General features: G+C 34.4%; 12 protein-coding genes. 10 read left to right on the top strand and 2 right to left on the bottom strand.

The features are described from left to right. Nucleotides 1-8: 8 nt before the first annotated feature. The 6 genes from J3U36_RS03165 (at nucleotide 9) to J3U36_RS03140 (ending at nucleotide 9,002) form a co-directional block, all read left to right on the top strand. Nucleotides 9-3,932 carry a beta strand repeat-containing protein gene (locus J3U36_RS03165; protein WP_267352501.1) on the top strand — a complete coding sequence of 1,308 codons (3,924 nt, stop codon included), beginning with the start codon at nucleotides 9-11 and terminating at the stop codon, nucleotides 3,930-3,932. A gap of 15 nt (nucleotides 3,933-3,947) precedes the next feature. Then, nucleotides 3,948-5,990 (top strand): ATP-binding cassette domain-containing protein, encoded by a 2,043-nt coding sequence (locus J3U36_RS03160; protein WP_267352502.1) that lies wholly within the window; start codon nucleotides 3,948-3,950, stop codon nucleotides 5,988-5,990. Nucleotides 5,991-6,328: 338 nt separating this feature from the next. Then, the gene (gene lpxK, locus J3U36_RS03155; RefSeq protein ID WP_267380706.1) at nucleotides 6,329-7,336 is read left to right on the top strand and encodes a tetraacyldisaccharide 4'-kinase; all 1,008 of its coding nucleotides are present in this window, start codon (nucleotides 6,329-6,331) and stop codon (nucleotides 7,334-7,336) included. Nucleotides 7,337-7,339: 3 nt separating this feature from the next. Further along, the gene (locus J3U36_RS03150) at nucleotides 7,340-7,525 is read left to right on the top strand and encodes a Trm112 family protein (protein WP_267380704.1); all 186 of its coding nucleotides are present in this window, start codon (nucleotides 7,340-7,342) and stop codon (nucleotides 7,523-7,525) included. Between the two features lie 16 nt (nucleotides 7,526-7,541). After that, entirely contained in the window at nucleotides 7,542-8,306 is a 765-nt protein-coding gene (gene kdsB, locus J3U36_RS03145) for a 3-deoxy-manno-octulosonate cytidylyltransferase (protein WP_267380702.1), read from the top strand. Nucleotides 8,307-8,309: 3 nt separating this feature from the next. Beyond that, the gene (locus J3U36_RS03140) at nucleotides 8,310-9,002 is read left to right on the top strand and encodes a DUF2461 domain-containing protein (protein ID WP_267352506.1); all 693 of its coding nucleotides are present in this window, start codon (nucleotides 8,310-8,312) and stop codon (nucleotides 9,000-9,002) included. A gap of 81 nt (nucleotides 9,003-9,083) precedes the next feature. Here J3U36_RS03140 and J3U36_RS03135 read toward each other — a convergent pair whose 3' ends face one another. Together J3U36_RS03135 and J3U36_RS03130 are read right to left on the bottom strand one after the other, a co-directional pair. Continuing rightward, a complete protein-coding gene (locus J3U36_RS03135) occupies nucleotides 9,084-9,746 on the bottom strand; it encodes a MarC family NAAT transporter (protein WP_267360224.1) in 663 nt (220 codons plus the stop codon). 108 nt (nucleotides 9,747-9,854) lie between these two features. Beyond that, nucleotides 9,855-10,373, bottom strand: a complete 519-nt coding sequence (locus tag J3U36_RS03130) for a single-stranded DNA-binding protein (RefSeq protein ID WP_267380701.1) — start codon at nucleotides 10,371-10,373, stop codon at nucleotides 9,855-9,857. 212 nt (nucleotides 10,374-10,585) lie between these two features. On the opposite strand from J3U36_RS03130, the gene corA reads away from it, so the two are divergent. From corA to J3U36_RS03110, 4 genes are all read left to right on the top strand, one after another. Then, the gene (corA, locus tag J3U36_RS03125) at nucleotides 10,586-11,527 is read left to right on the top strand and encodes a magnesium/cobalt transporter CorA (RefSeq protein WP_267352509.1); all 942 of its coding nucleotides are present in this window, start codon (nucleotides 10,586-10,588) and stop codon (nucleotides 11,525-11,527) included. Between the two features lie 224 nt (nucleotides 11,528-11,751). After that, nucleotides 11,752-12,720, top strand: a complete 969-nt coding sequence (locus tag J3U36_RS03120) for a glucokinase (RefSeq protein ID WP_267380700.1) — start codon at nucleotides 11,752-11,754, stop codon at nucleotides 12,718-12,720. 12 nt (nucleotides 12,721-12,732) lie between these two features. Further along, the gene (locus J3U36_RS03115) at nucleotides 12,733-12,981 is read left to right on the top strand and encodes a YcgL domain-containing protein (protein ID WP_081299176.1); all 249 of its coding nucleotides are present in this window, start codon (nucleotides 12,733-12,735) and stop codon (nucleotides 12,979-12,981) included. Then, nucleotides 12,978-13,400 carry a YcgN family cysteine cluster protein gene (locus J3U36_RS03110; RefSeq protein WP_267352511.1) on the top strand — a complete coding sequence of 141 codons (423 nt, stop codon included), beginning with the start codon at nucleotides 12,978-12,980 and terminating at the stop codon, nucleotides 13,398-13,400. The genes J3U36_RS03115 and J3U36_RS03110 overlap by 4 nt, the downstream gene beginning before the upstream one ends. Nucleotides 13,401-13,430: the final 30 nt, after the last annotated feature.

Genomic DNA, 13,430 nt, shown 5'->3' with positions numbered 1-13,430 from the left:
ACAAGTTTATGAGTAACACAAATACAGCCTTAACACCGATGGAGCCAGCTCTTTCAATTATTCCTTTTACTTATGAAGACAATAAAATTAATGCTTCATGGGAAAAAGATAAAGTATCTTTATCAATTAATGGTTCGGATTTAATCATTACTACAGGTGACAATCGTAAATTGATTTTAACGATGGGAGCCGAATTAGCTTCTTTAAATGGAGGCGTGCTTTCATTAGCATTTAATGATGGAAAAAAATTAAATTCATATGAAATTATGAGTTTAGCGAAAATTGAAGATATTACACCAGAGATAATTGAAACAAAAGCACCTGAACAACTTACCACTAAAGAGGATGACATCACTGTCGAAAGTGTCGAAGATAAAACGGTTGATCTCACGACAAACATGACAGACAATTTTATTGTTATTGATACAAGTGGTGGTGCGGACACGTCATCAAATGAAATTCAATCTTCACTTGAAAATATGATGGATTTAGACATGCAAGTGAAGCCTGCTAAACTTAAGTCACCTCATGCAGATATTGTTTTTAAGAAGAGTTCATCATCCAGTTCGGATTCAGAAAAGTTTCAATCAAGTATCGATGGCGAAGTTCCAATTGTTGAAAGTAAACCACCTGCAAGTATTACGCCAAAGATGCCTAATGTTAAACTTTATCAATGGGAAGGATTAATTGATAGTGCTCAACATGTTTACGACGTCGGTGGTGGTAATCTAACAGCAAGAACGGATGTTACAGCCAATGCGCAGTATTCAACAACACTGGTTGATCTTTCGCAAGAAAATGCTGATTGGACGGTTAACGTAGCTAATCAAAATTATATTGAAGAAGGTAAAATTCTTCGTATTGTTTCTTTTGATGATGCTCAATCAATAGGTAACATAACAGGGCTTCCTTCTGACTATGAAATTATTCGAGGCGGTACAGCGCAGGGTGATAAATATGGTTTATCGCTCAATGAAATCATTATTTTATATCCAAAAGGTCAGATTAATAAATTCTCGATTTCGGTAACATACACTGATTCAAATGGAAAAACTGTAACAGAAGACTTTAATTTTTCAGTTGTTGATTCCCCTTCATCTCTTATTGATATCGATGGAAACATACTGTTATCAAGTTCTGCTAATAATGTTCATGTTGTTGGTGGTGCTGGAGATGATGTCATTATTGCTGGCACAACACAAGATATTTATGACGGTGGAGCTGGAATTAATACTGTAGATTATAGCCAAGTAAAAGGTGACTTAATTATTGATTTACATACGAAAACTGTTACAGGAGCTGTAAATCAACAGGTTGAAAATATTCAAAATATTATTGGTAACAATGGTGATAATACTTTTATCGGAAGCTTAACAGAAAGTAACAACTTGATTGGCGGTGATGGCAAGGATATCTTTTTTGTTGGTGGCGGCAAAGATAATCAGATAGATGGCAAAGGCGGTATTAATACAATAAGTTATGAAACCACTGATAACGGAGTCAATGTTGATTTAACTAAGGGCATTGTTACCGATGCATTTGGTCGAAACGACTCAATTCGAAATATTAATAACATTACTGGTACACATTTTGATGATGTCTTAATTGGAGATGATAAAGACAATATCATAATTGGTAATGGTGGTAATGATATCCTTGTAGGTATGGGGGGTAACAATACGCTAATAGGCGGTAATGGTGGAAATAGTACGGCCAGTTATCAAGAATCCGTAAAAGGAATTAATGTTGACCTTTCTAAAACAGATAAACAAGTTATCAATAATGGCTTTGATGGTTCGGATACTTTAACGAATATTCAATCAATTAAAGGTAGTCAACATGATGATATTTTTAAAACCGCCAAAGGTAGTATAACGATATATGGTGGTGAAGGTAATGATACTTTTTATATTGAAGGTGATGCAATTAGTCGAGCTGTAATTCACGGTGAAGCAGGTAATAATCTTTATGTTGCTGGGCAAGGTTATAACTCCTTTATTGGTGGTTCAGGAATTGACGTTGTAGATTATCATCTGGCGTCTTCGGCCATTGATGTAAATCTTAAAACACGACGTGCCTATTCAAATGGTTTTGGCGGTGCGGATCAGCTAACTAACATAAATGGCATTGTTGGAACTGATTTTGACGATCGTATTGAATTGGCTAATGATACTAATTATCTCATTAGTACAGGCGCTGGCGATGATTATCTTATTGTAGGCAAAGGCGGAATGTCTAATTATTATGATGGAGGAGATGGTGTCGATACTATCGATTATAGTAATGTCGCTAATGGCATTGAAATCAGCCTGAAAAATCAAGTAGCAACAAAGAACGGTACCAAAGATAGCAATGGTCTTGATGGTGTAGATAAGGTCTCAAATTTCGAAAATATTGTTGGTTCAGCTTTTGATGATATCATTGAAGGAAGCGATGCTGATAATATTATTCATGTTGGTGGCGGGTCGGAAAATATCATCTATGGTTCTTTGGGTAATGACCAAATTATCACTAAAGGTAATGGAACGAATACGTTAGATTATAGTCGTTATTCTATTGTTGCACAGAATTCTGGGATTGAGATAGACGCTACTAATGGAACAGTAATAAAAGATATCAACGGACAGACATATCAGGATAGTTTTACAGCGGGTGGATTCGCAAAATTTGTTGGTACGGAATATGATGATACATTCATTATAAACCAGAGTACAACATTTGTTGACGGTAGTGGTGGAACTAACTCGCTTATTTTAGATGAAACAATGCAAGGATCGTATATTGTTGATTTAGAAAACAATCGTATTACAGCTAATAATTATGATGCTGAAATAAAGAATATAAATAATGTGACCATTAAAAATGGTACTTTGCAGTTTTATGGAAACGAAACAGAAGGTAATACCGTTATTGCTGGTGCAGGTGATGATCATATCCATGCTAAAGGTGGTGATAATTTTATAGACGGTGGCGCTGGTAGTGACTGGCTCTATTACGATGATGGAATTCAAGGTGTGGTTGTTTCGTTAGATGCAAACGGTAATGGTACGGCGACTAATGGTTTTGGCGGAAAAGATACGATAAAAAATATCGAAAACATATATGGTTCACAATATGACGATATAATATCAGGAAAAGGAATTTTAATTGGTGGTGATGGAAACAATACATTAATTGGTATTGGCAATAATGCAGTTGTTCAATATAAATCACCAAATGGAATTAAAGCAAATCTTGACACAGGTATAGTAAGCGATAATGGGTATGGTAAAGAAGATCGTATCGTGAATATACACAAAATCATTGGAACTGATAAAGATGATGAATTTTATGGTAGTAGTGTAAGTGATGAAATTCATACTGGTGCTGGAAATGATATTGTTTACGGCAGTAGTGGTAATGATAGAATAGTGAATACTAGTGGTAATACGAAAATAGATTATACTAATTTAAGAGAAGGTATAAGAGTTTATATTACTAACAATAAAGATATGACAGTTTCTAAAGGTAATTGGGGGAGAGATACACTTACTTCCATTACCGATATTTCAGGAACTAATTTTAATGACGAGTTTCAATTCAGTTCGCTTACCGATTTCAATCGATATCACTCAATTGATGGTGGTTTAGGTATAGATAGTGTCACCAAAAAAGGAAGAGCTGGAACGTTTGATTTTAGTGTCGTTAATAAAAATTTATTTAAACATATTGATATTTTCAATTTTAAAGATGGGGTCGCTGGTGATTTTATCCTCGTAAATTTAAGTGATTTATTTGAGAATATGGATAATAACAATATTCGATTTGATACCGATAGCACTGATTCATTACAAATTTTAGATAGTGCAGGTACTTGGGTACATTCTGAAATTTCACCGGGTGTTGATCAGTGGACAGATGGAACCCATACATTAACTTGGAATCATGTATAGGTATCAGATATCTTTATGAATAGTGAATTATCTACAAATTCTGGTGATATTTTTCAACTAAAGTCGGTCTTGTCAGAGGCCGCAAAAAAATTATCTTTACCTGTTGGTCAATGGGAATGGCAGGAGCAGATTGAAAAACTAGAGCAGACTGCTAACCGAGAAATGTTGTTTGAGTTGGCACAAAAATATCTTGGTATAGAATTATTTCCTTGTTCCGAAGAACATAATGCTGTCAATAAAGGGTTATACGTTGCTTTTGAAGAACAAACAGGATGGTCTCTGCTTACCGTTCATTCTAATAAGATAAAAAATGAAAAAAATGTTAAATTAGATAAACTGCCAAAGGAGACTTGGCGTGTCTTGCTAACTGAAAGAAAAAATAAATTAAGTTGGCGTTCATTGTTGGTTATGGGGCAAAAAGAAAATAGGATTATCAGTCGTCTTTTTTGGACAACTCTGATAATCAATCTCTTTATCATGCTCATTCCATTATATTTAAATGCAATATATGATCGAGTAATACCTGGGCAAGCTGACTCTTCACTTTGGACACTATCCTTAGGCGTAATGCTGGCTATTTTAGTTGAGTATTACTTTAGAATGGATAGAATAAAATTGGGGTGTGAATATTCATCTTTAGTACAATATCGTTTAGAACCTAAAATTATTTCTGAACTTATTCAAGTTATGCCTAGCTTTAAAACTCAATGGGGACGCAAAGTAATTGAGGCAATGAACAACTGGAATGTGTTTAGAATGCAGTTTTTAACGTTCTTTTCAAGCACTGTATTAGATCTGGTTTTCAGTCTGCTTTATTTTATTGTTATTGCGATTGTTGCGGGATGGTTAATCGTTGTTCCTATTTTTATTTTTATATGTGCAATCGTTCGTATTACGCTTTTTTATTTTGAAAATAAATCTATTCCAACGATAAATGCTCAAGTCCCTTTTTCACCGACAACCCTTGAATATTATCAGTCTTCGGTTTCTTATAAAGAAGCGACTTATACCTTTCTAGCCGGTAATGAAAAAGCGCAGCAAAATGAACAAAAACGCTATATTATTCATAACCGCTGTAGTTCTTTTTTAATGGGTTTAACTAGTTTACAAACTGTGCTTGCCGTGATTGTTGCTTTTTACCTAATACAGACAGGTCATATGTCGCCAGCAGGTTTATTTGCGACAATTATTATTGGTGGTCGTTTGAGTCAACCGTTTTTCTCGTTAATGCATATGTTACCTAATCTTGAACGTATGACTAACTCCATGAAACAGATTAATGCGCTTCTTGATAAAGAACAAAATGAAAACGGATTATTAAGTGGCTTCAACGGCCCTAAAAATGGTTGGGGGGCATCTAAAGTCAGTTTCAAATATCATCCTTCTTTACCTTGTTTAGACGATATCAGTTTGCAAATCAAGTCAGGTGAACGAATAGCGATAGTTGGTGGGCCAGGATCAGGGAAAAGTACTTTATTAAAATTATTATTAGGTATTTTAGAAGCAGATGAAGGCAACATAACATGGAATGGTTTTATGTTAACTAAATCTATTGCGGATTCATTACGAAGTGAAACTCATTATCTATGGCAATATAGTGGTATTATCGGCGAAACAGTATACGAATATCTTACATTAAATAATAAACCTGACCAAATTTCGCATGATCGCGCTTTAGAAGTATTAAAACAAGTGAATTTGCAAAATTTGTTACCTTTTTTAAATAATGGACTTGATACTTACTGGCGCCAATTGCCTGTTCCGTTAACGATTTTACAACGTCAAAAGTTAGCTTTAGCTCGATTTATTTTATCTCCGCATAGCATATCATTTTTAGATAATCCTAGCGCCGAGTTAGATCCGAATACTGAGCAGTTATTGTTAGCACAACTTGATTTACGTGCAAAACAAGGACAAACAATGGTTATTGCAACAGACAGAACTAATCTTTTGAGCTTTGTTGATCGAGTTATTATGCTTAATGGTGGCAATATTGTTTTTGACGGAAATAAGCAAGATTTCCAACAATATTTACAAAAGACAGCTCAAGATAAATAAATTTGATTGATTACTGATAATCAATTCATTTTTCAATGATAAAAAAGGATTTGATAAGAATCCTTTTTTATTTGTTGTTTCCCTTCTATATTAAAATTATTGTCAGTAATACTGAATGATTAAAAATTCTCAAATTTAAACTTTTAACATTGGTTTAATCGATTTTAAAATTATAAAATAGGGTAATTTTTTAAAAGGCTTACTTAACTATGCTTTGTTAGATTATTCTCATTGTCTAAATTAAAAATGACTAAAATGATTTGGATTAGTCAATAAACACCAGAATAGATTACAATAGCAAATTTAATATAAAAGCATAATTCAATGGTGAATAAATAATGATTGAAAAATTATGGTATGGTAAAACACATTTTTATTGGTTACTGATGCCATTATCATGGTTGTATGGATTAATAACATTGGTTAGACGCCAACTCTACAAAGCAGGAATATTAAAATCTTGGAAATCACCTGTACCTATCATCGTAATTGGAAACTTATCGGTAGGTGGGAATGGAAAAACTCCACTGGTAATAGGATTAATTGAAGCTTTAAAGACTAAAGGTTTAAAAATCGGTGTTGTTTCACGTGGATATGGTGGAAAAGCAGAAAGTTATCCGCTTATTTTAGATGAACAAACAACCACCGCACAAGCTGGGGATGAACCAGTATTAATTTATCAACGAACACATGTGCCAGTTGCCGTTTCTCCCAATCGAAGTCAAGCGGTACAAGCTTTATTAGATAACTATCAATTAGATGCAATTTTAACTGATGATGGCTTACAACATTATGCATTAAAGCGAGATATTGAAATTGTGGTTGTTGACGGTAAACGCTTATTTGGTAACGGTTGGTGGATACCAGCAGGGCCAATGAGGGAGCGACAAAGTCGATTAAAATCTGTTGATATTATTATTATTAATGGCGAAACTAAAAGTCATTTAGCTGAAAAATTCCCCGAAAAAACTTATACAATGCAACTAAAACCGCAATATGCAGTAAATTTATTAACAAAAGAAAAAATAGAATTGCATTCATTAAAAAATATCTGTGCTATGGCCGGTATTGGTGATCCCAACCGTTTTTTTACAATGCTAAATACACTCAATGCTGATGTGATCAAAACAGTATCATTTGCGGATCATCAAAATTATACTTTGCCATTGTTAACGAATATTGCTACACAAGATCAAACCCTTTTAATGACAGAAAAAGATGCGGTAAAATGTTTCCAATTTACATTACCAAATTGGTGGTATTTACCCATAGAGGCAATATTGCCTAATCAGGTAACTAATCAAATCTGCTCATTGTTAGAAGAAACAAAATCTAAAAGAGAATAAAAAATGAAAGAAATCCTCCTTAAGGCGCTAGCTTGCCCTAAATGTCATGGTAAACTTCAATATGATACTGAACAAAATAGTCTGATATGTCCAAAGGATAAACTTGTTTATTTAATCAAAGATAATATTCCTGTGTTACTGGAAAACGAAGCGAAAACACTGAATTCTTCGATTTCAGTTCACGAATAGGTAAAAGGTTTTAATTATGAATTTTTCGGTTATTATTCCTGCGAGATATGCTTCAAGTCGTTTACCAGCTAAACCGCTTGCTGATATTCATGGTAAACCTATGATTGTGCGAGTGATGGAGCAAGCCAAAAAGTCTTCAGCAAATCGGGTAATTATTGCAACTGATCATCAACAAGTATTCGATGTGGTGAAATCTTATGGCGGTGAAGTAATTCTGACTAGCAATAAACATAATTCGGGTACAGAACGATTAGCAGAAGTCATCAATGCCTATCAATTTTCCGATGATGAAATTATTGTGAACGTACAAGGTGACGAGCCGCTAATTCCACCAATCATCATTGATCAAGTTGCTGAAAACTTAGTACAGTATAAAACAGGAATGGCAACATTAGCTGTTCCAATCGATTCAGCTGCAGAAGCATTTAATCCTGGTGCAGTGAAAGTTGTGACTGATAAAGATGGGTATGCACTCTACTTTTCACGAGCAACCATTCCTTGGGAAAGGGATCGCTTTGCGAAATCTGAAGATCTTTTCAAACCAACAAGTATTGGTGATTTTTATCTTCGACATATCGGGATTTATGCCTATCGAGCTGGTTTCATTCGTCAATATATCAATTGGGCACCTTCTACACTTGAGCAGATTGAAATGTTAGAACAGTTACGTGTACTTTGGTATGGTGAAAAAATTCATGTGGCAGTTGCTAAACAGGCCCCTGCTATAGGGGTTGATACACAAAAAGACTTAGAAAAAGTCAGAAAGTTATTCAAGGATTAAAATATGGCACAATTTTCTGGTTTTACCCAAACAGGACTTAATTTTTTACAAGATGTATGGATCAATAATAGTAGAGCATGGTTTGACGAGCACCGATCAATCTATGATAATGAATTAATCAAACCATTCCGGCTGTTAGTAGAACAGTTAACCCCCAACATGCTGGAAATTGATGAATGGTTTGAAACAAAACCAGCTATTGGTAAAACGATATCTCGCATACATCGTGACACACGTTTTTCGAAAGATAAATCGTTATATCGTAGTCGTTTATGGTTGACATTTAAACGACCAAACCGAGATTGGAAAGAAGCGCCTGCTTATTTTTTTGAAATAGCACCAGATTGCTATCGTTATGGACTTGGCTATTATTGTGCATCAAAGCAGACAATGGATATTTTTCGTGAAGAAATTCTTAATGATAGTGCAAAATTTTTAGACATGATTCGTTGTGTTAAAAAACCATTTGAACTTGTTGGTGAAAGTTATAAACGCCCACTAATTAAAGATCAAGATCCAAAAATAGCAACATGGTATAATCGAAAAAGTTTAGCAGCAATGGTTACAAACTCCAATATTGAAGATTTGCTAAACGGCGATCTACCTAACAAATTATCAAAGGGTTTTAAACAACTATTACCGCTTTATGATTATTTAATGCGGGTGGAAATGATAAAAAATATTCCCAATTTATGATTTAACACTGTGATTAAATGAGCTAGCCTAAGTAAACGACATTATTATTAATAAACAACTTTTTTAAAATGATTTAGTTTACTAAATATTGGGAAAGCTCATGATTAATTCTTTTACACCATTGATAATAAATTGAGTACCAACACAAACTAATAAAAACCCCATAATTCTTGAAGTCGCTTCAATTCCACTTTTTCCCATAAAACGCATAATACTGCCTGCACTTCGCATACAAAACCAAAGGATAATACACAATAAAAGTGGAACTAAGATTGAAGAAGTATAAACAACCCAACTTGAAATATCATAACCTCCACTTTTTACTGTTGAAGCCATACTGATAATCATTGCAATCGTTCCAGGGCCTGCCGTACTTGGCATGGCTAGTGGTACAAAAGCAATATTATTCGATATTTCTTTCATTTTAGCATCGGCTTCTAACGTTCGATGAGAAGGTTGCTGAGGAAACAGCATTCTAAATCCAATAATACCAACAATCATACCACCAGCAATACGCAAACCTGGAATGGAAATACCAAACGTGCTCATCACTAGCTGTCCACCATAAAAAGAAACAACCATAATGATAAAAACGTAAATACAAGTCATCTTAGATTGGTAATTACGCTCTTCATTAGTCATATCACCCGACAAACCTAATAAAAGTACGACAGTAGTTAACGGATTAGTTAAAGGAATAAATAATATTAAACCAAAGCCAACAGTTTGTATCAGTTCAAACATAACACTATAAAATGAATAAAATTGGTAGGTTATAAGTATAATTGAAATTAAAAAGATAAGAAATATGGGCGCTTAATTACGCCCAATATTTTAAATGGGAGGGAAAAATTAAAAAGGAATATCGTCATCAAAATCCATCGGTGGTTCAGGAGCTTTAGGTTGAGCAGCGGGTGCGGCTTGTGGTGCTGGGCGAGCCGCAGCGGCAGGCGCAGTTGAAATATTATTAGCACTTTGACCCCAATTTTGTGAATTATCATCAAAGTTATCATTGCCATTTCGTGAACTTAAAATTTGTAATGTGCCACCGATTGGATTAACAACAACTTCTGTCGTATAGCGGTCGTTACCTGTTTGATCTTGCCATTTACGGGTTTGTAATTGACCTTCTAAATAAACTTGCGTGCCTTTCTTAATATATTCACCAGCAATTTCAGCTAATTTACCGAAAACAACCACACGATGCCATTCAGTACGATCGCGGTTTTCACCTGTTTGTTTATCTTTCCATGATTCTGAAGTTGCTACGCTAAAATTTGCAACAGCGCTTCCGTTTGGCATATAGCGAACTTCTGGATCCTGACCTAAATTACCCACCAAAATGACTTTATTTATTCCTCGGTTTGCCATTATAAACTCCTAAAAATTGCTTAAATATTTAATTTGCGTATTGTAACATGAGACAACAGCAACATCACCGTTTTTAATTTAATTCTGGAATATTACTTCTATTTTTAACATTACAAAAATAACTTTAGACATAGGAATTTAAAGATATTACGAGTATAATGCGCCACATTTGTTAATAGAATGTTCTAGAAACTTTCCTGTAAGGGGGCCTTATGATTAATGCGTTTGGACTAAAGAACAAACAATTAGTAAAAGTTAATGAAGGCGACATCAACAATGCGGCTTGGATTGACTTAATTGAACCAGAAGAAGCCGATCGTGATTTTGTTTTAACTCATTTAGGACAAAATTTAGCAACCAGTATTGAGTTAGATGATATCGAGGCCTCTGCTCGTTTTTTTGAAGATAATGAAGGATTGCATGTTCACTCTTTCTTCTTTTATGAAGATGCTGAAGATCGGGCGGGAAATTCAACCGTTGCTTTTACTGTACACAATGGTCGATTATTTACTTTGCGTGAACGGGATCTGCCTGCTTTTCGTTTATATCGTATGCGATCTCGTTATCAAAGCATGGTTGATGGAAATCCTTATGAAATATTACTGGATTTATTTGAAGTCAAAGTTGAACAACTAGCCGATCAAATCGAAAGTATTTATAGCAAATTAGAAGAATTGAGCCAAGTAATTATGGATCGTTCTGCACAAGAGCAATACGACGAAGCAATGACATCGTTAGCTGAACTTGAAGATACGGCTTGGAAAGTAAGATTGTGCTTAATGGATAGCCAACGTGCGGTTAACTACCTTGTTCGCCGAGCAAAAATGCCGGCAGATCAACTTGAGCAAGCACGTGAAGTTATTCGCGATGTTGAATCATTGGTACCACATAATGAATCATTATTTCAAAAAGTTAATTTTTTAATGCAAGCAGCAACAAGCTTTATCAACATTGAACAAAGTCGAATTATTAAAATTTTCTCAGTGGTATCTGTTGTATTCTTACCGCCAACTGTGGTTGCATCTGCATATGGTATGAACTTTGAAAATATGCCAGAACTGAAATGGGAATATGGTTATCCATTTTCATTATTACTCATGTTATTGGCTGGTGTAGCACCCTATATTTATTTTAAACTTAAAAAATGGTTATAAACATAGACGTTAATTATATGTTAACCTAGTCTTTTTAAGGCAGTGAATAAAAAAATGAGTTAATTTCAAAAGTTAACAAAGGGAACTGAGTAACTCCACGAATAACTAGGAGACAACGAGGTTGCCTTTTATGTTTTTTAAGCTTAACTACTAAATACAATAAGTATAGAAAGATATTGATTTTAGATCATTAGTAAAATTAGTTTGTCAAAAAAGGGAGTAACATGAGTCAGTACGCACTAGTCACCGACATCGGTGGAACCAATGCCCGTTTTGCATTGTTTAATTTAGTTACAAATGAGCTATCGGCAATCACAAAAATTCTCATTTCAAAAGAAGATATATTACTGACATTAATCAAAAATTATCTTCAAGCGCAATCCGTAACAATTGAGATTGCGTGTATTGCCATCGCTTGTCCAATTGATGATGCTGACACTGTTACTATGACAAATAACAATTTGTCGTTTTCTCGCCGAGAATTAATCGAAGAACTCAAACTAAAAAAACTTGAGGTCATTAATGATTTTACTGCAGTCTCGACATCCATTCCAAGACTGTCACCGCAAGATTTGGTAAAAATTGGAGGGGATGAACCTAATCTAAATTATCCTATAGCAATTTATGGTGCGGGAACTGGGCTTGGTGTTTCACATTTGATAAAAGTTAATCAGCATTGGGTAAGTTTGTCCGGTGAAGGTGGGCATACAGAATTACCCATGATAAATGAAGAAGAAGATCGCATTTTGGTTCAGTTGCGTAAAAAATTTGGACGAGTTTCAGCCGAACGATTTTTATCCGGAAATGGTATTATTAACATTTATCAAGCCATACAGCAAATTAATCATCAACCATTAACTGATATCACTCCAGATATCATTGTCAACAAAGCACTAACAAATAGTTGTGATTTATGTTTGCAAACCTTAAATTACTTTTGTACATTTATGGGAAGATTTGGCGGTAATTTGGCATTAACGCTAAATACTCAAGGGGGAGTATATATTGCCGGTGGTATTGTTCCTCGTTTTATTGAATTTTTTAAAGCTTCGCCGTTTAGAGCTGCTTTTGAATATAAAGGGCGAATGTCTACGCTGGTCAAAAAAATTCCTGTATATGTGATTACACATGAAGATCCAGGGCTATTTGGTGCAGGTGTTTATTTACAAAATAGCCTTCTAAATATTGATTAAAGGTTTTATTTTATGATGTGGTGTTATATTTATCGTAGTCCAAAAAAAGAAAATTGTTACTTGTATATGAAAAATGAAAATGATTTTTCTGGAATACCTGAAAGAATACTCTCAATTTTTGGTTCTCCGATATTTGTTATGAAAGTATTATTAGATGGAAAAAGACGTTTTGTAGTTGGAACATCCGAAGAAATCGAAGAAAAGATTAAAACGGATGGGTTTTTCTTACAAATGTTAAAAGAAGATGATTTTAAAGCATGATTGAGCCATTTTGGAAAGGTAAGACATTAGATCAACTTAGCGATGACGAATGGGAGCAGCTATGTGATGGTTGTGGTCAATGTTGTCTGAACAAATTAATGGATGAGGACACTGACGAAATCTTATACACTAATGTAGCTTGCAATTTGCTCGACGCCAACACATGCCAATGTAAACATTACGTTAATCGATTCAAATATGAACCCGATTGTATTAAGCTCACTCGAGAAAATTTACTTACTATTGAATGGCTACCTTTGAGTTGTTCTTATCGATATTTCCAAAAAAATGGGGATTTACCTGAATGGCATCCACTAATAGTGGGCAACAAAAAACTGATGCATGAATTAAAAATATCGGTTAAAAATCGAATTGTATATGAAAAAGATGTGATTTGTTGGGAAGATCATATCATTTAAAAAAAGGAGCAACAGCTCCTTTTTAAATCA

The sequence above is a fragment of the Gilliamella sp. B3817 genome, assembly GCF_026536705.1.
GTDB classification, from domain to species: domain Bacteria; phylum Pseudomonadota; class Gammaproteobacteria; order Enterobacterales; family Orbaceae; genus Gilliamella; species Gilliamella apicola_I.
Note: the sequence above shows the minus strand (reverse complement) of the source record. Positions and strands in the feature narration are given on the sequence as shown.

Coding starts and splice junctions, on each gene's coding strand:
- J3U36_RS03165 (WP_267352501.1), top strand. CDS start 9: ATGAGTAACACAAATACAGCCTTAACACCGATGGAGCCAGCTCTTTCA.
- J3U36_RS03160 (WP_267352502.1), top strand. CDS start 3,948: ATGAATAGTGAATTATCTACAAATTCTGGTGATATTTTTCAACTAAAG.
- lpxK (WP_267380706.1), top strand. CDS start 6,329: ATGATTGAAAAATTATGGTATGGTAAAACACATTTTTATTGGTTACTG.
- J3U36_RS03150 (WP_267380704.1), top strand. CDS start 7,340: ATGAAAGAAATCCTCCTTAAGGCGCTAGCTTGCCCTAAATGTCATGGT.
- kdsB (WP_267380702.1), top strand. CDS start 7,542: ATGAATTTTTCGGTTATTATTCCTGCGAGATATGCTTCAAGTCGTTTA.
- J3U36_RS03140 (WP_267352506.1), top strand. CDS start 8,310: ATGGCACAATTTTCTGGTTTTACCCAAACAGGACTTAATTTTTTACAA.
- J3U36_RS03135 (WP_267360224.1), bottom strand. CDS start 9,746: ATGTTTGAACTGATACAAACTGTTGGCTTTGGTTTAATATTATTTATT.
- J3U36_RS03130 (WP_267380701.1), bottom strand. CDS start 10,373: ATGGCAAACCGAGGAATAAATAAAGTCATTTTGGTGGGTAATTTAGGT.
- corA (WP_267352509.1), top strand. CDS start 10,586: ATGATTAATGCGTTTGGACTAAAGAACAAACAATTAGTAAAAGTTAAT.
- J3U36_RS03120 (WP_267380700.1), top strand. CDS start 11,752: ATGAGTCAGTACGCACTAGTCACCGACATCGGTGGAACCAATGCCCGT.
- J3U36_RS03115 (WP_081299176.1), top strand. CDS start 12,733: ATGATGTGGTGTTATATTTATCGTAGTCCAAAAAAAGAAAATTGTTAC.
- J3U36_RS03110 (WP_267352511.1), top strand. CDS start 12,978: ATGATTGAGCCATTTTGGAAAGGTAAGACATTAGATCAACTTAGCGAT.